Annotated in this window: 19 protein-coding genes; 17 read left to right on the top strand and 2 right to left on the bottom strand. The window is 36.0% G+C overall.

The genetic code is table 11. The features are described from left to right. The first annotated feature begins 21 nt into the window (after positions 1 to 21). The 7 genes from flhA to CAR_RS09810 all read left to right on the top strand — a co-directional run bounded on the left by flhA (position 22) and on the right by CAR_RS09810 (position 9217). Positions 22 to 2103 carry a flagellar biosynthesis protein FlhA gene (flhA, locus tag CAR_RS09840; protein WP_013711578.1) on the top strand — a complete coding sequence of 694 codons (2082 nt, stop codon included), beginning with the start codon at positions 22 to 24 and terminating at the stop codon, positions 2101 to 2103. 97 nt (positions 2104 to 2200) lie between these two features. Beyond that, positions 2201 to 2917 carry a sigma-70 family RNA polymerase sigma factor gene (locus CAR_RS09835; protein ID WP_013711577.1) on the top strand — a complete coding sequence of 239 codons (717 nt, stop codon included), beginning with the start codon at positions 2201 to 2203 and terminating at the stop codon, positions 2915 to 2917. Continuing rightward, a complete protein-coding gene (locus CAR_RS09830; RefSeq protein WP_013711576.1) occupies positions 2910 to 3668 on the top strand; it encodes a flagellar hook-basal body complex protein in 759 nt (252 codons plus the stop codon). Before CAR_RS09835 ends, CAR_RS09830 begins: the two co-directional genes overlap by 8 nt. Before the next feature lie 12 nt (positions 3669 to 3680). Then, complete coding sequence (locus tag CAR_RS09825) at positions 3681 to 4436, top strand: flagellar hook-basal body protein (protein WP_041556568.1); 756 nt, start codon at positions 3681 to 3683, stop codon at positions 4434 to 4436. Positions 4437 to 4553: 117 nt separating this feature from the next. Further along, positions 4554 to 5270, top strand: coding sequence for a cell division ATP-binding protein FtsE (gene ftsE, locus CAR_RS09820; RefSeq protein ID WP_013711574.1), 717 nt, complete (start codon positions 4554 to 4556; stop codon positions 5268 to 5270). Positions 5271 to 5502: 232 nt separating this feature from the next. After that, positions 5503 to 7272, top strand: coding sequence for a methyl-accepting chemotaxis protein (locus tag CAR_RS09815; protein ID WP_013711573.1), 1770 nt, complete (start codon positions 5503 to 5505; stop codon positions 7270 to 7272). 250 nt (positions 7273 to 7522) lie between these two features. Beyond that, the gene (locus CAR_RS09810) at positions 7523 to 9217 is read left to right on the top strand and encodes a methyl-accepting chemotaxis protein (protein WP_013711572.1); all 1695 of its coding nucleotides are present in this window, start codon (positions 7523 to 7525) and stop codon (positions 9215 to 9217) included. Positions 9218 to 9481: 264 nt separating this feature from the next. On the opposite strand, the gene CAR_RS09805 is transcribed toward CAR_RS09810, so the two are convergent. Beyond that, complete coding sequence (locus CAR_RS09805; RefSeq protein WP_013711571.1) at positions 9482 to 9925, bottom strand: YaiI/YqxD family protein; 444 nt, start codon at positions 9923 to 9925, stop codon at positions 9482 to 9484. A 119-nt stretch (positions 9926 to 10044) separates the two neighbouring features. Here CAR_RS09805 and CAR_RS09800 point away from each other — a divergent pair, with 119 nt between their 5' ends. From CAR_RS09800 to CAR_RS09790, 3 genes are all read left to right on the top strand, one after another. Further along, entirely contained in the window at positions 10045 to 10452 is a 408-nt protein-coding gene (locus CAR_RS09800; RefSeq protein WP_041556959.1) for a secondary thiamine-phosphate synthase enzyme YjbQ, read from the top strand. 100 nt (positions 10453 to 10552) lie between these two features. Continuing rightward, positions 10553 to 10996, top strand: coding sequence for a MarR family winged helix-turn-helix transcriptional regulator (locus tag CAR_RS09795; protein ID WP_041556567.1), 444 nt, complete (start codon positions 10553 to 10555; stop codon positions 10994 to 10996). Continuing rightward, positions 10989 to 11420 carry an organic hydroperoxide resistance protein gene (locus CAR_RS09790; RefSeq protein WP_013711568.1) on the top strand — a complete coding sequence of 144 codons (432 nt, stop codon included), beginning with the start codon at positions 10989 to 10991 and terminating at the stop codon, positions 11418 to 11420. The genes CAR_RS09795 and CAR_RS09790 overlap by 8 nt, the downstream gene beginning before the upstream one ends. 90 nt (positions 11421 to 11510) lie before the next feature. On the opposite strand, the gene CAR_RS09785 is transcribed toward CAR_RS09790, so the two are convergent. Continuing rightward, positions 11511 to 12014, bottom strand: a complete 504-nt coding sequence (locus tag CAR_RS09785; RefSeq protein ID WP_013711567.1) for an arginine repressor — start codon at positions 12012 to 12014, stop codon at positions 11511 to 11513. Positions 12015 to 12256: 242 nt separating this feature from the next. Here CAR_RS09785 and arcA point away from each other — a divergent pair, with 242 nt between their 5' ends. The 7 genes from arcA to CAR_RS09750 all read left to right on the top strand — a co-directional run bounded on the left by arcA (position 12257) and on the right by CAR_RS09750 (position 20032). Then, positions 12257 to 13495, top strand: a complete 1239-nt coding sequence (gene arcA, locus CAR_RS09780) for an arginine deiminase (RefSeq protein WP_013711566.1) — start codon at positions 12257 to 12259, stop codon at positions 13493 to 13495. A 46-nt stretch (positions 13496 to 13541) separates the two neighbouring features. Further along, complete coding sequence (gene argF / locus CAR_RS09775; protein ID WP_013711565.1) at positions 13542 to 14558, top strand: ornithine carbamoyltransferase; 1017 nt, start codon at positions 13542 to 13544, stop codon at positions 14556 to 14558. 134 nt (positions 14559 to 14692) lie between these two features. After that, entirely contained in the window at positions 14693 to 16120 is a 1428-nt protein-coding gene (gene arcD / locus CAR_RS09770) for an arginine-ornithine antiporter (protein WP_013711564.1), read from the top strand. Between the two features lie 15 nt (positions 16121 to 16135). Beyond that, positions 16136 to 17077, top strand: coding sequence for a carbamate kinase (gene arcC, locus CAR_RS09765; protein WP_041556956.1), 942 nt, complete (start codon positions 16136 to 16138; stop codon positions 17075 to 17077). A gap of 129 nt (positions 17078 to 17206) precedes the next feature. Further along, positions 17207 to 17929 (top strand): Crp/Fnr family transcriptional regulator, encoded by a 723-nt coding sequence (locus tag CAR_RS09760; RefSeq protein ID WP_238526691.1) that lies wholly within the window; start codon positions 17207 to 17209, stop codon positions 17927 to 17929. Between the two features lie 216 nt (positions 17930 to 18145). Then, positions 18146 to 19003, top strand: coding sequence for an ROK family protein (locus CAR_RS09755; RefSeq protein WP_013711561.1), 858 nt, complete (start codon positions 18146 to 18148; stop codon positions 19001 to 19003). A gap of 33 nt (positions 19004 to 19036) precedes the next feature. Continuing rightward, a complete protein-coding gene (locus CAR_RS09750; RefSeq protein WP_013711560.1) occupies positions 19037 to 20032 on the top strand; it encodes a LacI family DNA-binding transcriptional regulator in 996 nt (331 codons plus the stop codon). The last annotated feature ends 195 nt before the right edge of the window (positions 20033 to 20227 follow it).

Genomic DNA, 20227 nt, shown 5'->3' with positions numbered 1-20227 from the left:
TAAGATGAGGAGTTCAAAAACATGTCTACTGCTTTTTGGGGAAAAATTGAAAAACTAACTAGTTCAATGGATGTCATTGTTGCATTTTTTGTAATGATGATTCTAGGAATGATTATTATTCCATTACCTGCTGGACTACTCGATTTTATGCTGATCATCAACCTAGCATTGTCGATTACGATATTATTGCTGACTCTGTTCACAAAAAATGTGTTAGAATTCTCAACTTTTCCGACATTATTATTGATTACGACCATGTTTCGTCTAGCCCTGAATATCTCTTCTACACGGTTGATTTTAACTGAAGGAGAAGCAGGAGCCGTAATTGAAACCTTTGCTAACGTTGTAACAGGAAGTAATTTCATTGTTGGAGCGGTAATCTTCATTATTATCGTTATTATTCAAATGATGGTTGTAACCAATGGAGCAAGTCGTGTTTCTGAAGTTTCTGCACGATTTACTTTAGATGCAATGCCAGGTAAACAAATGGCGATCGATGCAGATTTGAACTCTGGACTGATCAATGAAGATACGGCTAAAAAAAGACGTTCAGACTTGGAAAGAGAAACACAGTTTTTCGGAGCAATGGATGGAGCGAGTAAATTCGTAAAAGGAGATGCTATCGCTGGTCTAATTATTACGGTCATTAACCTTATTGGTGGAATCGCCCTTCATTCATTGCAAAATGATATGGCAATCATGGAAGCCTTGACAACCTTTGGTAAGTTAACTATTGGGGACGGATTAGTTAGTCAAATTCCGTCATTATTGATCTCAGTAGCATCTGGGATCTTAGTAACCCGTTCTGGAAGTATCAAAGGTTTTGGTAGTGCTATTGGGGAAGAGTTATTCCATTCACCAAAAGTAATGATGATGCTATCAGTGATTTTGCTATTATTCGCAATTATGCCAGGCTTTCCAACTATTCCATTTTTACTATTGGGATTAGTGGCCGGAGTGGCTGGATACTTATTGATGGAAAATGAAAAATCTAAGAAATCAAACCAACAAGCCAAAGAAATTCGGTCAAAAGCTGCACAGCGAACAAGCCAAGAAAAAAGTACCGATGAATCTGTGGCTTCATTTCAAGTGGATCCCATATCCATTGAAATTGGGTATGGTTTGATTCCAATAGCGGATGAAAATCAAGATAATAACTTGATGAGCCATATCACAACGATTCGTAAACAAAGTGCTCATGAATTAGGTATCTTATTAAGCCCCATTCGAATTAGAGATAATTTGCAATTGAAAGCCAATGATTATGTCATTAAAATCAAAGGAAACGTTGTGGCTCGTGGAGAACTGTACTTAGATAAATATATGATCGTGGATCCTGGTGAAACAGAATTTGACTTTGATGGTATTCCAACTAAAGAACCAGCTTTTGGTTTGGACGCTATGTGGGTAAACGAAAGTGATCGCGAAACGGCTGATTTAAGAGGGTATACAGTCGTAGATCCGATAACGGTTTTAGTTACTCACTTGAAAGAGACCATTTACAAATCAAGCTATGAATTATTAGGTAGACAAGAAGTGAAACAATTGCTTGAAGGCATTAAAGATAAGTATAGCGTAGTTATTGATGAACTGATTCCGGATATTCTTCGTTTAGGTGAAGTTCAAAAAGTCTTGCAAAACTTATTGAAAGAAAGTATTCCAATCAATGATTTAGTCACTATTTTAGAAACCTTAGCGGATTATGGAAACACAACAAAAGATATTGAAATGCTGACTGAACATGTACGTCAAGCTCTGAAACGGACAGTGGTTAAACCTTACTTAGACGAACAAAATGTTCTTCAAGTGGTAACGATACTGCCGGATACAGAAGAATTGATCACTAGAAGCATCCAGAAATCTGCTGCTGGTTCTATTCCAATCTTGCAGCCAGAGACGGTTACGCGGATTTTTGACAGCATCACATCCATTCATAATCAACTGTCAGCAAGAGGAATTCCACATGTTTTATTGGCTTCACCAAAAGTAAGGCCAGCTATGAAAAATTTAATCTCGTATAATTTCCCTGATTTAACGGTTGTGTCATTAAATGAGGTGCCAAATGACATACCGATTGAAACAGTCGGTATGATCGAAGGATAAGTACAAATAACATGGTAAGCAGAGTGAAGGAAGGACTGGAATGTTATGAGTTCCATTCATTCCAGTTCATTCCGTTTTCTAAGGTGGAGGGGTATAAATGTATTATGAAAATGATAGGGAAAAGGAAATCATTAAATACCTTCCCTTAGTAGAAAAAATCGTTAATCGAATAGACGTTAAACGAAGTGAGTATGACCGGGATGACTTATACAATATAGGGGTTATTGGTCTTATGGATGCACTGGAAAAATTCGATAAATCGAAAAAAGTTCCTTTTGAGGGATACGCGTATATTAGAATAAAAGGCTCGATCATTGATGAAATCAGAAAGACGGCTCCTGTATCTCGAACTAGAATGGGAAAGTTGAACGAGTATTATCGTGCGAAAGAAAAGCTGGAAGCAACGCTCATGCGTACCCCTACTGAAAAAGAAATTTGCGAAGAATTGAAGATTGATGAAAAAGCTCTAACAAAAATTCATGAAACAGTACATAATCTTGCATCTATATCACTAGAAAAAGTCATGTTTAGTGATGATGGAAATTCGATTGAGTTGATTGATTTCTTAGAAGATAAGCATGAAACGGGATCTGAAGACACCTTGTTAGATAAAGAACGTCAGCAGCTGCTAACAAAAAATGTGAGCAAATTAGATAAGAGAGAACAAACTATTTTAAATTTGTATTATGTTGAAGAGTTATCACTCAAAGAAATTGCGTATATTTTCGATATTTCGGTTCCTAGGGTTTCACAAATACACGGTAAAATGATTTTAAAATTAAAAGAATTAATGAGGAGAGAATACGATGATTAGAAGTTTAACAACACTCAATAATAATTTTAATATCTTACAAAAAAAACAAGAAAATATTAGTGCAAATGTAGCCAACATTAATACCTCAGGTTACAAATCGCAAGAAATTATTCAAAGTACACGCGCATCAGAAGTGATGTCCAACCATTTAGATGGCCCGTTTTTAAACCAACAGCAAGATATAGGGGACTTTACATTTGGCAATCAGATTGATGAAATCGCTCAAAATTTTAGTCAAGGCGGTTTAAAAGCAACTGCTTCTCCAACCGATATAGCGATTCAAGGAGACGGCTTTTTTACAGTTGAAGCGCCAAATGGTGGAAATTACTATACACGTAATGGGAACTTTGCTGTTAATGATACAGGAGAACTAGTTACCCAAGAAGGCTACCGTGTTCTTGGGACAACAGCAGGTGGACAGTCTTCTCCAATCCAAGTTAATGGAACAGAGTTTTCAATTGACAACAGAGGCAATATTTCAGGAACCGGAATGAGTTTGATGGTGACTGAATTTGAGGATACAGCTGGCTTAACCAGAACTGGAGATACATTGTTCACTGGACAAGGTGGTACGGTACAAATTGGTGGAACAGTTATGCAGCAGAGTTATCTAGAAGCATCCAATGTACAAACAGTCGATGAAATCACGAACTTAATGCAAGTTTCAAGAGAATTTGAAGCCAATCAAAAAGCACTCAGTGCCGCAGATGAAACGCTAAGAAAAGCGGTAAATGAAGTTGGGAAAGTTTAGGAGGATAAGAAATTGACTATACCTTTAAGCATCAGTAAAAGCGGTATGAACGCGATCCAAAATCAAATGGATGCTGTATCAAATGATATCGCCAATATTAATACAACTGGATACAAATCTAAAAATATCAGTTTTAATGAGTTGCTGCTGAATGATCTGAATGGTGAAGCAGATTACCTATCGGATACGGTTCAAGATGCTGGGATCAATAGAGGATCAAAAAGTGGTGTAACGTCTACGAATTTTACCCAAGGATCACTTATTTCAGATCCCAATGATTACCACTTAGCGATTGCTGGAGAAGGTTTCTTTGGAGTTATTGGAGAAAATGGTGAGCGTTATCTGACGCGTGATGGGGCATTCCATGTAAATGGAGATAAATCAATCACAAATGATAACGGCGATACATTAGAGATCCAAACAACTATACCAACCAATCAATGGCCTGAAGGAGACGTATCCATTGCTGAAAACGGCGAAGTAACGATTCACTCAGAAAATGGAAGTACCTTAGTTGGAACGATTCCTTTATTTCATCCAGCGCAAACAAATGCTCTGGAGCCTGTGGGAGAAAATAAATACAGCTATAATGGAGCGTTTGGAACAGGTGAAGGTTCGATTCAACAAAATTATTTAGAAGCATCAAATGTTGACTTAGCCTCTTCTATTACTGAAATGATGTTGGCGCAGCGTTCGTATTCCTTAAATCTTAAAGTAGCTCAGGGAACAGATGAAATGGCCTCTGTGATCAACCAATTTAAACAATAGAATTTGGTGAAACAACAGATTGAGATGGTAACTTTTGGCACATGCACTATCGGATTTGGTTTGACGGATATGAAGATGACGTCAGGGAAGTATTTTAGGTAAATCAGGTGATAAAACATGATTAGAATGAAAAATGTCGTAAAAAATTACTCTAAAGGTGTAAAAGCTCTTAGAGAGGTTAATCTGACCATTGAAGATGGAGAATTTGTCTATTTGGTTGGAGCAAGCGGCTCTGGAAAATCAACATTAGCAAAATTATTGTATAGAGAAGAAAAAGCGACTAAAGGGCAAATTGAAGTCTGCGGACAACTATTATCTAAAATCAAAGAAAAAGATGTCGCTAGACTTAGACGACAGATTGGTGTCGTTTTTCAAGATTTTAAATTATTGTTGGATCGAACTGTTTTTGAAAATATCGCTTATGCATTAGAAGTAATTGGAACTGAACCAGCTGCGATTGAACCGTTAGTGATGCAGGCATTGCGTTATGTTGAATTAGAAGACAAGGCGAATGATAAACCAACAGAACTATCTGGTGGGGAACAGCAACGGGTATCGATTGCACGAGCAATTGTGAATTCACCTAAGTTAATTATTGCAGATGAGCCGACTGGTAATTTAGATCCCAAAACGGCTATGGATATTATGCGGTTGTTTTACCGAATCAATCTACAAGGGACAACTATTTTAATGGTTACCCATAATCGTCGAATAGTAGATAAATTTCGTAATCGCGTAATAGAGATTGAACAAGGAAAAATTGTTTGGGATGAAAAGAAAGATGAAGATGTGATTCAGTACGATAGCTCACTAGGAGAATATGTGGCTATTTAAACCATGAAAAATAGTAGGATAGATTCTAAATTATAAAAAAGATGAGTTGAGGCATAGATTTAGTATGCGATACTCATCTTTTTTTGTGATTAAAAGTTTGTTGAAAAGAATCTTCATTTTAGTTAAAGTTCTTTAGAAATAGACCGATATAATAAGAGATATATGAAAAGTAATAAGAAAGAATCAGTTTATCAGTAAGTGAGCTAGAATTAGATTGAAAGGGTGAAAGTAGTTGGAAAATAACATAGAAGAAAAAGCCATCACCAAAGGCAAATGGAACATAAAAAATTGGGATTTATCAATATTTAAAAAAGGATTAAACTTTAAAAGTTTAAAAACTAAAATTCTCTTAGCTTTCATGACTATTATTGTATTAGTCATTATCTTAGCGACAATAACAGTTGTAACGATATCAAAAACAAATGAGAGTACGGAAGATATGGTTGATACAGAATTAGCCTTACTAATGGCTAATGATCAATTGACGATAAGTTTGTCACAAAGAATCGCAGCAGCACGAGGATACATATTATTTGGAGATGGCTTGTACAAAAATTTATTCAATCAATACACTGAAGAAAGTCATAAGTACCAAGAACAAGTTTTAGCTTTGTCAGATAAACCAGAAACTCAAGAAGTGATCGACAGAAGCACAGATTGGGAAGAAATGGTCGTGACAGAAGTCTTTGAACGCTATGATAATGGAGATACAACTGGAGCAGCAAGCTATTTGCGCTCTTCTGTAGAGCCCTACTCAAATGATTTAATTAAAGAATTTGAAAAATTGGCCAATCTACGTATGGATTCAATTAATGTACACTCAAAATCAGTAACTGATTTAGGAAAAAGGTCTCTATTTTTAACTTTCTTTATTAGCATTTTAGTTATTGTAGTAGGGATTGCAATTGCATTATTGACATCTAATTCGATTATTAAACCGATTAATAAAGTTGTTGAACGCATGAAGGTCATGGCTTATGGAGACCTGAGTTCTGAACCTCTTGAAGTAGCATCAGAAGATGAAACAGGACAGCTTTCTCTAGCAATTAATCAAATGCAAGTTATGCAAAAAGAAGTTATGGAAGGCATGAAGATGGCTTCTGAAATGTTAACGAATCATAGCAATGACCTCACACAGTCTGCCAATGAAGTGAAATCAGGATCTGAACAAGTGGCGACGACTATGCAAGAATTAGCAACTGGATCAGAATCGCAAGCAACAACTGCAAGCAACTTGGCTGTTGTAATGGATAACTTTACTAAGAAAGTACAGACGACCAATAAGAGCGGTGAGAAAATCAAAAATTCTTCTGTTGGTGTTTTATCTATGACTAATGAAGGCAAACAGTACATGGAAGATACGAGTCGCCAAATGGCTAAAATCGATGAAATCGTTTTGGATGCGGTATTTAAAATGGCTACTTTAGACAATCAAACGCAAGAAATCAACAACTTAGTCGTGATTATCCAAAAAATTGCCGATCAAACCAATTTGTTGGCTCTAAATGCAGCTATTGAAGCAGCACGTGCTGGCGAACACGGAAGAGGATTTGCAGTTGTGGCAGATGAAGTCCGTAAATTAGCAGAACAAGTAACTGTATCCATTGCTGATATTACGGGATTTGTTGAAAAAATTCAAACTGAATCTAAAAAAGTTACTGATTCTTTACAAAGTGGGTATACAGAAGTGGTAGAAGGAAGCAGCCAAATCAAACAGACTGGTGCTACTTTCAATAAAATTAATTCTTCTGTTACAAAAATGGCACAAGACATTAAAGATATCTCTACAAATTTAGAAAGTATTCAAGCAAATAGCGAACTTATGAATAGTTCAATCGAAGAGATTGCATCTGTCTCAGAAGAGTCTGCTGCTGGAATCGAAGAGACTTCAGCTGCATCACAAGAAATCACGAGTTCTATGGAGGAAGTTGCTGGGAATTCAGAACAATTAGCTGATTTGGCAAAAGGTTTAGCTGATATGGTGGATGAATTTAAACTCTAAACTAGTGACGAAATTTTTGAAATAATAGGATAATAAATAAAGAGGCTGGGAAATTTTTCCAGTCTCGTTGTATGAATCAGCAAACAGTTGCTTGAAGGAAAAGTAACTATAGGGCTGCCTGTTAATAACAAGGCATAGCATTAAAGGTACAAGATGAATTCTTTAAGAATAAAAAAGGGAGTTAGTGATTAATAGTTCCGCATAATGCAGCAACTCTAAATCAGCTAACAAATAAGAAGGAGCAAAAAAAATGAAAAAAAGGTTTCAGTTTAAAAGTATTCGAGCAAAAATTTTAGCAGGTTTTGCAGTTACAATCGTATTAATGCTTATATTGAGCTTTTACACAATCAACTCAATAAACAAAACAAACGATTCAGTAAAACAGATATTGGAACAAGAGATGGCGCTGTTAATTGTTGACGAAAAATTAGCAACGAATATGAACAAACGAACTAGTTTGATGAGAGGGTTCATGTTATATGAGGATGAATCATATAGACAAGAATTTGAAGATGAAACAGCTGTAAGTATTGCGTTAGAAAATCAGGCATTAGAATTAAGTGATTCTGAAAAATTAAATGACTTGATCAGTAAAAAAATCGAGTGGGGCATGCTGACTGATGAAGCTCTTGCAGCCTATGATAATGGGGATATGGAAAGTGTCCGTGAGATTATGGTAGGACAAGCCCAACCAATTGAGAAAGAGCTAGTTGCAGGATTCTCTGAATTAGCTGAGGAACGCGAAAAAGAAATTAACACTATTGGTCAAGAAGCCATTGAAAATGGGGAACGCGTGGCAATAATTGGTGTTATCATAATGATACTTGTTGCCGTTTTATCAGTAGTGGTAGCTTACTTTACAGCTAACAACATTGTAAAACCACTTAATGTAGTAATGCAAAGAATGCAGAGTATTTCTGCAGGAGATCTTAGTTCAGAACCCTTAGAAATAACTGAAAAAGATGAAACAGGTAAATTAAGTATCTCTATGAATAAAATGCAAAAAACGGTCAAAAGCGTTATGAAGGGTATTGCAAAAGCTTCAGAAGATTTAAGCAGTCATAGTGAAGAACTGAATCAATCAGCAAGTGAAGTGAAGTCAGGGTCTGAGCAAGTGGCAATCACGATGCAAGAGTTGGCGACAGGATCAGAAACACAAGCAACGACTGCCAGTAATTTAGCTGTAGTCATGGAAAACTTCACGAAAAAAGTACAAAGTACCAATAAGAATGGTGAAAAAATCAAAGATTCATCAATGGGTGTTTTATCTATGACAACTGAAGGAAAGAAATATATGGAAGATACTAGCCGTCAAATGGCTAAAATTGATGGAATCGTTCAAGATGCTGTTGCGAAAATGGCTACTTTAGACAATCAAACTCAAGAAATCAATAATTTAGTCGTGATTATCCAAAAAATTGCCGATCAAACTAATTTATTAGCTTTAAATGCAGCTATTGAAGCAGCAAGAGCTGGTGAACATGGAAGAGGATTTGCTGTTGTTGCAGATGAAGTCCGTAAATTAGCAGAACAAGTCGCAGTTTCCATTGCAGACATTACTGGATTTGTTGAAAAGATACAAACGGAGTCAAAACGAGTAAGTGATTCATTGCAAACGGGTTATGTTGAAGTAGAAGAAGGAACAAGTCAAATTGCTAAGACCGGCCAAACGTTTAATCAAATCAATGCTTCTGTTACTACTATGGTAGATGGAATCAAAGGGATTTCTGAAAACTTAGAAAGCATCAAAATTAACAGTGAAATCATGAATAGCTCCATTGAAGAAATTGCATCCGTTTCAGAAGAATCAGCTGCTGGAGTTGAGCAGACATCTGCAGCTTCACAACAAATTACGAGCTCTATGGAGGAAGTTGCAGGAAGTTCAGAACAACTTGCCAACCTAGCTGAAAACCTAACTGAAATGGTTAGTCACTTTAAACTATAAAAAGGTTAGAAATTAAGTTAAATAAAAGTTGGGTTCATACCAACTAAAGCTCTCACTTTTCCACGGAAGAGTGAGAGCTTTTTAGAGCTTCACTCATCCAAGAAGAGTCGTTTCTCAGACGAGTAAAGCTACTTTTAGGCTCCACTTTTCCATGAAATGCCCTTTCATGGAAGAGTGGAACCTTCATGTAAGCAAAAAATAAACGGTATAAAAAAAACATTCTTATTCTGATGAAGAGACCATCAAAATAGGAATGTTTTTTTATTATATAGTAGAAAGAAGTTCTTTAAATCGCTGTCTAAATTCTCTGCGGTTTTCATCCGTGAATGGTTTTGGGCCTTTTGTTCGTTTGCCGCTTTTTCGAACCATGGCACTTAAATAGCGAGATTGCAGCAATTGGTCGATATTTTCCGATGTGTACATATATCCTGTATGGTGAAGGACAAAACACCCTTTTCCTAATCCTAATGAAGCTAATCCGTAATCTTGTGTGATAAGGATATCGCCTTTTTCGATTAATTTTATGATCCGGTAATCTGCAGCTTCAGCTCCTGTATCAACGTATACGGTATTTACTCCCACAGGCTGCTCTTTGGTCGAGAAGTGCGAAATGCTGGTTACAAGTGTGACAGGAATATTTTTCGCTAAGGCTTCCTCAATAATAATATTTTTTACTGGACAGGCATCTGCATCGATATAAATATGCAAGATTTCACCGACTTTCTACTTATTTTTATTCTCTTAGTATATCAGTTTCTAACGTATATGTTTAGGATTACTTTAGAATACTGTATGATGGAGCCAAAGAGGAAATGGAGCTGAATAACATGACCAATAACCTTTATACATTTGAGCTTTCAACAGAAGGAAAACAATCGTTTATAAATATTGATGAGTATTTGCAACAAGCTTTATCTAGAAGTGGGATAAAGAATGGAATAATGTTAGTGTTTTGCCCACATACTACAGCAGCAATAACCATTAATGAAAATGCAGATCCAGATGTTAAAAAGGATTTGAGTTTAGGTTTAGACCAGACTTTTCCTAATAAGAAAGAATACGTTCATATGGAAGGAAACTCAGATGGACATATGAAATCATCCGTTCTAGGAGCAAGTGAAACCTTAATAATTTCTAAGGGATGTTTGATTTTAGGGACTTGGCAAAGTCTTTATTTTTGTGAATTTGACGGACCTAGGGAGCGGAATTTTATAGTGAAAATCATTGAAGGATAGAAAGCTAAAAAAATATTTATTATAATAGTTAAAAGTATTGTAGTTTAAAATTAAATGGTGTACAATTTAGTTGTGCACAACTTATTTAGGAGGAACAAGAATGGAAGGGAACAACTTTTTGTTAGAAGAACAGTTATGTTTTTCAACTTATGCTTTGTCAAAACAGTTTACGAAGCTTTATCGTCCGGTATTAGAACCCTATTCTCTTACGTATACTCAATATGTAACATTGCTTGTACTATGGGAAGAATCTGATCTGAGTGTTCAATCATTAGGAACAAGACTTGGACTGGATAGTGGAACATTAACACCGATGCTGAAGCGCATGGAGGCAAATGGATATATTACTCGAAATCGTCATCCGGAAGATGAAAGAAAAGTAATCATTGCCACTACTTCAAAAGCTGATGATTTAAAGGATGAGTTACTTGAGAAGGTTTCTGCCTGTCTGGCCCTGTTAAATATGAAGGAAAAAGAATATTTTGATCTATTAGAAAAAATAAATGAACTAACAAAAACTTTAGGAGGAATTAATCATGACTGAATCAAAATTAATGTACCAAACAACTGCAATCAATACTGGAGGACGTAACGGCGAAAGTCGTTTACCTGATGGTTCTTTTTCTGTGAAAGTATCTACTCCAAAACAAATGGGCGGACCTGGTCAAGGAAGCAACCCAGAACAATTATTTGCATTAGGTTACAGTGCATGTTTCAATTCAGCACTAGAAATTATGATCCAACAAGCTAAAATCCAAGCTAAATCAGAAGTAACAGCTGAAGTTTCTTTAAATTCAGACCCAACAGATAATGGTTTCAAACTATCTGTAGTACTTACTGTCGCTATTGAAGGACAAAGTCTTGAAACAACCCAAGAATTAGCAGAAAAAGCACATGCATTCTGCCCATATTCTAAAGCTGTTCAAAACAATATTGATGTTGAAGTAAAAGCGGTAGAATACAAATAAGAACTTAACAAAAAAACTAATCTGAAAAAAGTAAGGTGTAAAAACCCCTTTTGTTCAGGTTAGTTTTTTTTATTTTTATGTAAAATTTTTTTAAAATAAAGGCGCTAATTTTTTTTCTAAATCATCAGTAGATTGCTCAAGAATAATATCAGACAAACAAGCACATAATAACTGGGCTTCTTGTTCTGTATTTAAAACAATCAAACAAGTATCAAAGCTGGCAATTGTACCAGCAATTGCCGGTATCTTTAATTCATCCATTAGAGAAGCAATAATTTTTGGATGAGTAGGACTAACAAAAAGGATAACAAAAAAATGGACACATAGTGTGCTTACTGCGTAGTTATGTAATGATTTTTCTAGTCTGTAGTACAGACTTTTTTCGTGGAAAGCGTCGTGGAAAAATGTATATTTTGTTGTTCGGTCTAATTGTGTTACTTTGATTAAATTTAATTCTTTTATGTCTCTAGAAAGAGTTGCTTGAGTGGTTTGAATATTTTCTTTTTGCAGGTGATCCATTAATTCTTGCTGTGTAGCAATATTGTGATTGAGAATAAGTTTTTTTATCGTAAATAATCGATCTTTTCTCTTCATAATTTTTCTCCTTTCTAAAAAAAAAAATAGTTAATAAAAAATGTATAAAGAACATTCATATACAGTATAAAGATTCGTTACATAGTGAATATTCTATAAAAAGAATATATATGAAAAAGGAGAAAAATAGTGTGATGAAATCGACATTTTAAGTGCGAACTTTAAACTTTCATAAAAAAAAGGTAAACGGTATTATAGGTGTGTAATCAATAAGAAGCATCAAGAAGGGAAGGTTAAATGCAATGACAACACCTATTAATGTAATGTCTGAGATTGGAAAATTGAAGACGGTATTATTGAAAAGACCAGGAAAAGAAGTAGAAAATTTGACCCCTGAAATTATGGAACGCTTATTATTTGACGATATTCCTCATTTACCGGTTATCCAAAAAGAGCACGATGCATTTGCACAAGCATTAATTGATCGTGGAGTTGAAGTACTGTATTTGGAAAAACTAGCAGCAGAAGCAATCGATGCTGGCAAGGTGAAAGAAAAGTTTGTTGACCGGATTTTAGATGAATCAAATATTGAAACTGATGGTGTTAGAGAAGGATTAAAGAAATATCTGCTTAGCTTTGATACACAAGAAATGGTTGATGCTATCATGGCAGGTATCCGAAAAAAAGATGTCAGTATCGAAAGCCATCATTTAGCAGACGTATCAGGTGAAGAAGTTTACCCTTTCTTTATGGATCCAATGCCAAATCTTTATTTTACTCGTGATCCAGCTGCGGCAATTGGAAAAGGACTAACAATCAATCATATGGCTTTTGAAGCTCGTAACAGAGAGTCGCTATTTATTGAAGCAATCATGAAATATCACCCAAGATTTGCTAATCAAGGTGTCGAGGTATGGAGAGATCGTAATCATACGTCTCGAATTGAAGGCGGAGATGAACTTGTCTTAAACGATAAAGTACTAGCTATTGGTATCTCCCAACGAACTTCAGCTAAAGCTATTGAGCAACTAGCAATCGAATTGTTTGAACGCAGCTCGAATTTTGAAAAAGTATTGGCAATAAAAATTCCCAATGTCCGTGCAATGATGCATTTGGATACAGTGTTTACAATGGTTGATTATGATAAGTTCACCATTCATCCTGGCATCCAAAAAAATAATGGTGAAGTAGACACGTATATTTTAGAAAAAGGGGACGAACCTGGAACAGTGAAGATGACCCAGCGTTCAGATCTACAAGAAATTTTACGTGAGGCACTCGATGTACCAAAATTAACATTGATTCCATGCGGTGGCGGAGATGCCATTGCTGCTCCTCGCGAACAATGGAATGATGGCTCCAACACATTAGCTATCGCTCCTGGAGTAGTGGTCACTTATGATCGCAACTATGTTTCCAATTCATTGTTAAGAAGTCACGGAGTTGAAGTGATTGAGATAGCTTCCAGTGAATTATCCAGAGGCCGTGGTGGTCCACGATGCATGAGCATGCCTTTGATTCGGGAAGATTTACCAAAATAATAAAAAACATTTTAAAATCAGACATAAGCATATGGAGGAATAAGTAATGACAAAACAAGTATTTCAAGGACGCAGTTTGTTAGCTGAAAAAGATTTTACAAAAGACGAATTAATGTATTTGATTGACTTATCCGCACATTTAAAAGAGCTAAAAAAGAAAGGGATTCCACATCATTATTTAGAAGGGAAAAACATTGCCTTATTGTTTGAAAAAGCTTCTACACGTACACGAGCTGCTTTTACAACGGCTGCGATTGACTTAGGCGCACATCCAGAGTACCTTGGGAAAAATGATATCCAGTTAGGTAAGAAAGAATCTGTTGAAGATACAGCTCGAGTACTCGGAAGTATGTTTGATGGAATTGAATTTCGTGGATTCAAACAAAATACCGTAGAACAATTAGCAGAATTTTCGGGTGTTCCGGTATGGAATGGGTTGACGGATGAATGGCATCCAACGCAAATGATTGCCGATTTTTTGACGGTTAAAGAAAACTTTGGGCATCTTGAAGGACTTACGCTAGCTTATGTTGGGGATGGCCGTAACAATGTAGCAAACAGCCTGCTAGTAACAGGTGCAATTTTAGGTGTGAACATTCGAATCGTCTCACCTGAATCTTTATTCCCAGAAAAAGAATTAGTCGATATGGCTCAAACGTTTGCTGATCAATCTGGTAGTAAACTGATGATTACAAAAGATGTTGCAGAAGGCGTTAGAGGGGCAGATGTTTTATACACCGATGTTTGGGTATCTATGGGAGAAGAAGATAAGTTTGCAGAACGGATCGAGTTATTGACTCCTTATCAGTTAAATATGGATATGGTTCGTGCAACTGGCAAAGATGACATGATTATTCTACACTGCTTACCAGCCTTCCACGATACCAATACCGACTATGGAAGAGACGTAAAAGCAAAACACCATATTGATGCGATGGAAATTACAGATGAAGCATTCAGAAGCAAACATGCACGTCAATTTGAGCAAGCTGAAAACCGGATGCACTCTATCAAAGCTATTATGGCTGCAACACTAGGAAATTTATTCATTCCTAAAGTATAGGTCACAAAATAAATTGTATGAACCCACAAGTATGAGAAGTTGTAGTTCTCATACTTGTATTCATACGAGCAAACGAATACGACACTTTAGTTTAGGCTACACAGTAAAGTCATCAAAACTGAGGAGGAAAAATCGTGGAAGATAAAAAAGTAGGCTTGGTTCCTTTAATTGCCCTAGTTGTGGGCTCAATTATTGGTGGCGGAATTTTTAATCTAATGTCCGATATGGCTGTAGAAGCTTCTGTAGGTCCTGTAATCATTGGTTGGATTATAGCTGGCGTAGGAATGGGTTTCTTGGCATTTTGCTTTCAAAATTTATCTGCTAAGCGTCCGGATTTAGATGCTGGAATTTATAGTTATGCAAGAGAAGGATTCGGGAAATATATGGGATTCAACTCAGCATGGGGTTATTGGTTGTCAGCATTCTTAGGAAATGTTGCTTATGGAACATTATTATTCAGCTCAATTGGGTACTTTTTTCCTGTGTTTGGAGACGGTCAGAACTTAGCTTCGGTTATCGGGGCATCTGTCATGCTTTGGTTGGTTCACGCACTTATATTAAAAGGAGTCGAAACAGCTTCCTTTATCAATGCGATCGTTACAGCTGCGAAATTGATTCCGTTAGCCATCTTTTTTGTAGCCATGTTTGTAGCCTTTAAATTAGATGTTTTTACAGCTGATTTTTGGGGAACTATCTCCGGAAATTTTTCATTTAAAGAAGTGATGGATCAAGTTCAAGGTACGATGTTAGTTACGGTATGGGTATTTATTGGTATTGAGGGAGCAGTTGTCTTCTCAGGTCGAGCTAAGCATAAATCTGATGTTGGTAAAGCGACAATTATCGGTTTAGTAACCGTGATTGCCATTTATCTACTAACAACGATTTTATCAATGGCCGTTTTAACTAGACCTGAATTAGCCGACTTGCCTCAGCCTGCAATGGCTTATTTGTTAGAAAGTGTCGTCGGTAAGTGGGGTGCGGTATTGATCAATATTGGTGTGATCATTTCTGTATCGGGTGCTTGGCTTGCTTGGACTATGTTTGCAGCTGAATTGCCATTTCAAGCAGCGAAACAAGGTGCTTTCCCTAAATTTTTTATTAAAGAAAATAAAAATGGCGCACCTGTTAATTCGTTGTTATTTACAAATATACTGATTCAATTATTCTTATTTACCTTTTTAATTAGTTCAAGAGCTTACAATTTCGCTTTTTCATTGGCTTCATCAGCCATTTTAATTCCTTATGCATTTACAGCATTTTATCAATTAAAACTGTCATTGATGGAAACAAGTGACACAAAACGGCGTAATCAAAATATTTTTATTGGAATAGTAGCTAGTATTTATGCTATTTGGCTGATTTATGCAGGTGGAGTGGATTACTTACTGCTAACAATGTTGTTGTACGCACCAGGAATCATTATTTATGCTTGGGTACAAAGAGAAAATAAAGAAAAAATATTTACTAAGAGTGAATGGATTGCAGCAACAGTTATTGTCCTTCTGTTTATACTAGCAATCGTACAAATTGCAAATGGTTCAATTGATATTAGTAATATGTAGAGGAGTATGATAATGATGACAAAAAGAAAAATCGTTGTTGCTTTAGGTGGAAATGCGATATTGTCAAATAATGCAAGTGCTCAAGCACAACAACAAGCACTTGAAGAAACAGCAGAATATTTGGTGAAATTTATTGAGAATGGTGATGACTTGGTTATTTCACATGGCAACGGACCACAAGTAGGGAATTTATTGTTGCAACAGATTGCAGGAGCTACACCTAATAATCCAGCTATGCCGCTAGATACCTGTGTAGCTATGACTCAAGGAAGCATTGGGTACTGGATGCAAAATGCACTTGGTCGGGCCTTAGAGAAACGAAATATAGATAAACAAGTGGTCTCATTGATCACCCAGGTAATTGTTGATGAGGCAGACCCTGCATTTGAGCAGCCAAGTAAACCCATTGGACCATTCCTGTCTAAAGAAGAAGCTGAAGCAGAAATGAAACGATCTCAAGCCGTTTTTAAAGAAGACTCTGGAAGAGGTTGGCGCAAAGTAGTTCCTTCACCAAAACCAATCAGCATTAAAGAGCATATTGTGATCAATCAATTAGTAGAAAATGGTGTGATCCCAATAACGGTTGGTGGAGGCGGTATTCCAGTTGTAAAAAGGGATAATGAGCTAAGAGGTGTTGAAGCTGTAATTGATAAGGATTTTGCCTCTCAAAAACTAGCAGAATTGATACAAGCGGACTTACTGGTTGTGTTGACGGGCGTCGATAATATCTACATCAATTTTAATCAACCCAATCAAAAACAACTAAATGAAGTAACCATTACAGAAATGAAAGGCTATATTGCTGAGCATCAATTTGCTGCAGGAAGTATGTTGCCTAAAGTAGAGGCTGCAATTGCTTTTGTAGAAAATTCAAAAAACGGAAAAGCTATCGTCACATCTTTAGAAAATATCGAATACGTTTTAACAGAAGGAGCGGGAACAATTATTACAAAGTGATGTAAGCGTTATTAAAATGAACACATAATAAAGCAAAAAAAGCCTTTATTCAGAAGGCTTTTTTTGCTTTTGTGTTATAATTATATTGTGAATAAGTTATCTATCATTAAGTGTTTAAGGATGAACAGTATGAATAGGAGTGTTTTGATGACAACCATTCAAAAAAAGGTAATCAACTTATATGAACTACGGTATAAGCCTATTTTTTCAGAATTCACTGATCCAGAATTTAATCTTCTCCGAAAGAATATGTATCTACGCAAGTATAAAAAGGGGCAAGTATTATTTGATGAAGGAGACATCCGAGAAAAAATATTTTATTTAGTCAGTGGGTTGGTTAGACTTGAGAAATATGACGAAAGTGCTTTTTACACTTATACTGACTATGTGAAAAAAGAAACATTGTTCCCGTATGGTGGAATGTTTTCCGATGAAGCTTATCATTACTCTGCGTACGCTGTGACAGAGATAGAGCTGTATTATATTCCCACAACCCTTTTTGAAAGTATGATAGAAAAAAATCCTAAACAAATGATTTTCTTCTATCATAAATTATCTAAAATTCTTGAAAGCCATGAAAAAAGACTACAATATATGGTGGTCTCGAATGCTACAAATCGTATCATTAAAGCATTAAATTATTTAATGAAAGAGTTGGGAGACTATACAAATCCAACAATGGTCAACATACCTTATCCAATTACGATTAATGAAATAGCAAATATGAGCGGGTGTTCAAGAGAAACGGTAGGAAACACGATTAAAAAGCTAAAAGAAATGAAAAAGTTAGAATATGAGCACAAGTTGTTTGTATTTAAAGACCTGGTTTATTTTAACTCCTATACAGAATAAAGTAGGATCTATTAGGGCTATTTTAAACGGCGAATAGCCAGCAGCTATAAAGCTCTTAAAGAAGGAAACTACCTTGAAGAGCTTTTTTATTGAGCTTAATTTTACCACCTGTAAAGAGTAATTCCTCGTCTAGTACTCTTGAAAATTCTGTGGTAATATGATGGTTAAGAAAACCTTTTCTAAAATTATTACAGAGGATTATTAGGAGGAAAAAGTATGATGTATGGTGCAATTGAAGCAGGCGGAACAAAGTTTGTCTGTGCAGTGAGCGATAAACAATTAGAGATAAAAGAACGTGTAAGTATTCCTACTACTACACCAGAAGAAACCCTTAAACAAGTTTTTGACTTTTTTGATCAGTACACATTAACTGCTATTGGAATTGGATCTTTCGGACCAATTGATGTTAATGAAAAATCAGCTACATATGGATATGTAACATCGACTCCAAAAACCGCATGGAAGAATTTTGATTTCTTAGGAGCAGTTAAACAGAGATACGGTATTCCCGTTGCTTGGACGACAGATGTAAATGCAGCCGCTTACGGAGAACTTAAAAAAGGAAGCGCACAAGGAACGGAAAGTTGCCTTTACCTAACAGTTGGTACCGGAATCGGCGGCGGAGCTGTTGTTGACGGGAAATTACTAAGCGGTTTTGGACATCCTGAGATGGGGCATCTGTTGGTCAGCATGCACCCTGATGATGATTTTGAAGGAGTTTGTCCTTATCATGGAAATTGTTTAGAAGGTGTTGCTGCAGGCCCAGCTATTGAAAAACGCTATGGAAAAAAAGGGTATGAGTTAGCAGAAGATAAAAAAGTCTGGGAGATAGAAGCGTTCTATTTAGCACAAGCTCTAGTGAATTATACATTGATTCTTAGTCCGGAAAAAATCATTTTGGGCGGAGGCGTTATGAAACAAAATCAATTGCTCTCTTTGATCAAAGAACAATTTGCTCAATTGATGGCTGGTTACGTTGCGACACCTTCTTTAGATGAGTACATTGTAACTCCAGAACTTAAAGATAATGCAGGAATAATGGGTTGCTTATTGATGGCTATTGAAGAAAAATAATGAGTAAAGATCAAAGAAATGTAAGGTGATAAGATGGTGACCATAAAAGATATCGCTCATAAAGCAGGAGTAGCTAAAAGTACGGTTTCAAGGTATTTGAATGGCGGATCCGTTAGTAAAAAAACAAAAGCTAAGTTAGATCAAATTGTTAGTGAAACCGGCTATACACCGAATACTTTTGCGCAAAGTTTAAAAGCGAAAAAGACCAATATGATAGGTACCATCATTCCACGACTAGATTCCTTCGCAACAAATACGATATTGGCTAGCATCGATGAAGAACTAAGAAATAAACACTATCAATTAATTATTACAAATACAAATCAAAATGTTGAACATGAAGTTGAAAATATTTATACTCTGGCCAAACAAAAAGTAGATGGCATCATTTTATTGGCGACGGTTGTGACTCAAGCACATAGAAAAGCGATCGAAGACGTCAATATTCCGGTTTTGCTGTTGGGACAATCTGCAGAAGGATTAAATACGATTGTTCATCAAGAGTATGAAGCTGGGTTTAAGATGGGAAGTTATGCAACTGAATTAGGTCATAAAACCTTTTTGTACTTTACCGTTCTTGAAGAAGATGAGGCAGTAGGACAGTTGAGATCAAAAGGTGTTATAGATGCGTTGAACAGCTCTCCAGGTACAACTGTTGAAGTTGTCGAAACAAATTTTTCTTTTTCAAAAGCGTATGAAAAGGCGATGGGTGTATTGACAGAAACGATGGCTACGTACATTTTGTGTGCGACTGATAATATCGCGTTAGCCGTTATGAAAGCTGCGCACACATTAGGACTGAGTATTCCGACTGACTTCTCATTATCCGGCTTTGGCGGTTATGAAGTTACTTCCATCGTTACACCAACTATTACAACTGTGAAATATCCATATGAAAAATTGGGTTCAGTTTCAGTGGCGAACCTTATTGAATTAATTGAAGGCGAAGATAAAATAATTACTATCGAATTGCCAAATGAATTGATTGCTAGAGAATCAACTATTCAGTTAACTAGTAAAACTCCTTAATTTTTTTATTGAGGAGTTTTTCTTTTCGTTTTTGAATAGAAATAAAATGAAAAAAGTAATGCTATTATTTAGGATTCAAGTATATAGTAAAATAATTTACTAAAAACAACCATTTTCTATCATTTCGTTTAAAAAATCTAATTGTTAGGCTATACTGACAATAGATACAATTAATAGATCAGGAGTGTGAAAGAA

It is taken from the genome of Carnobacterium sp. 17-4 (genome assembly GCF_000195575.1).
Lineage (GTDB): Bacteria > Bacillota > Bacilli > Lactobacillales > Carnobacteriaceae > Carnobacterium_B.
The sequence above is the reverse complement of the archived record's forward strand: the minus strand, read 5'-3'. Positions and strand labels throughout refer to the sequence as shown.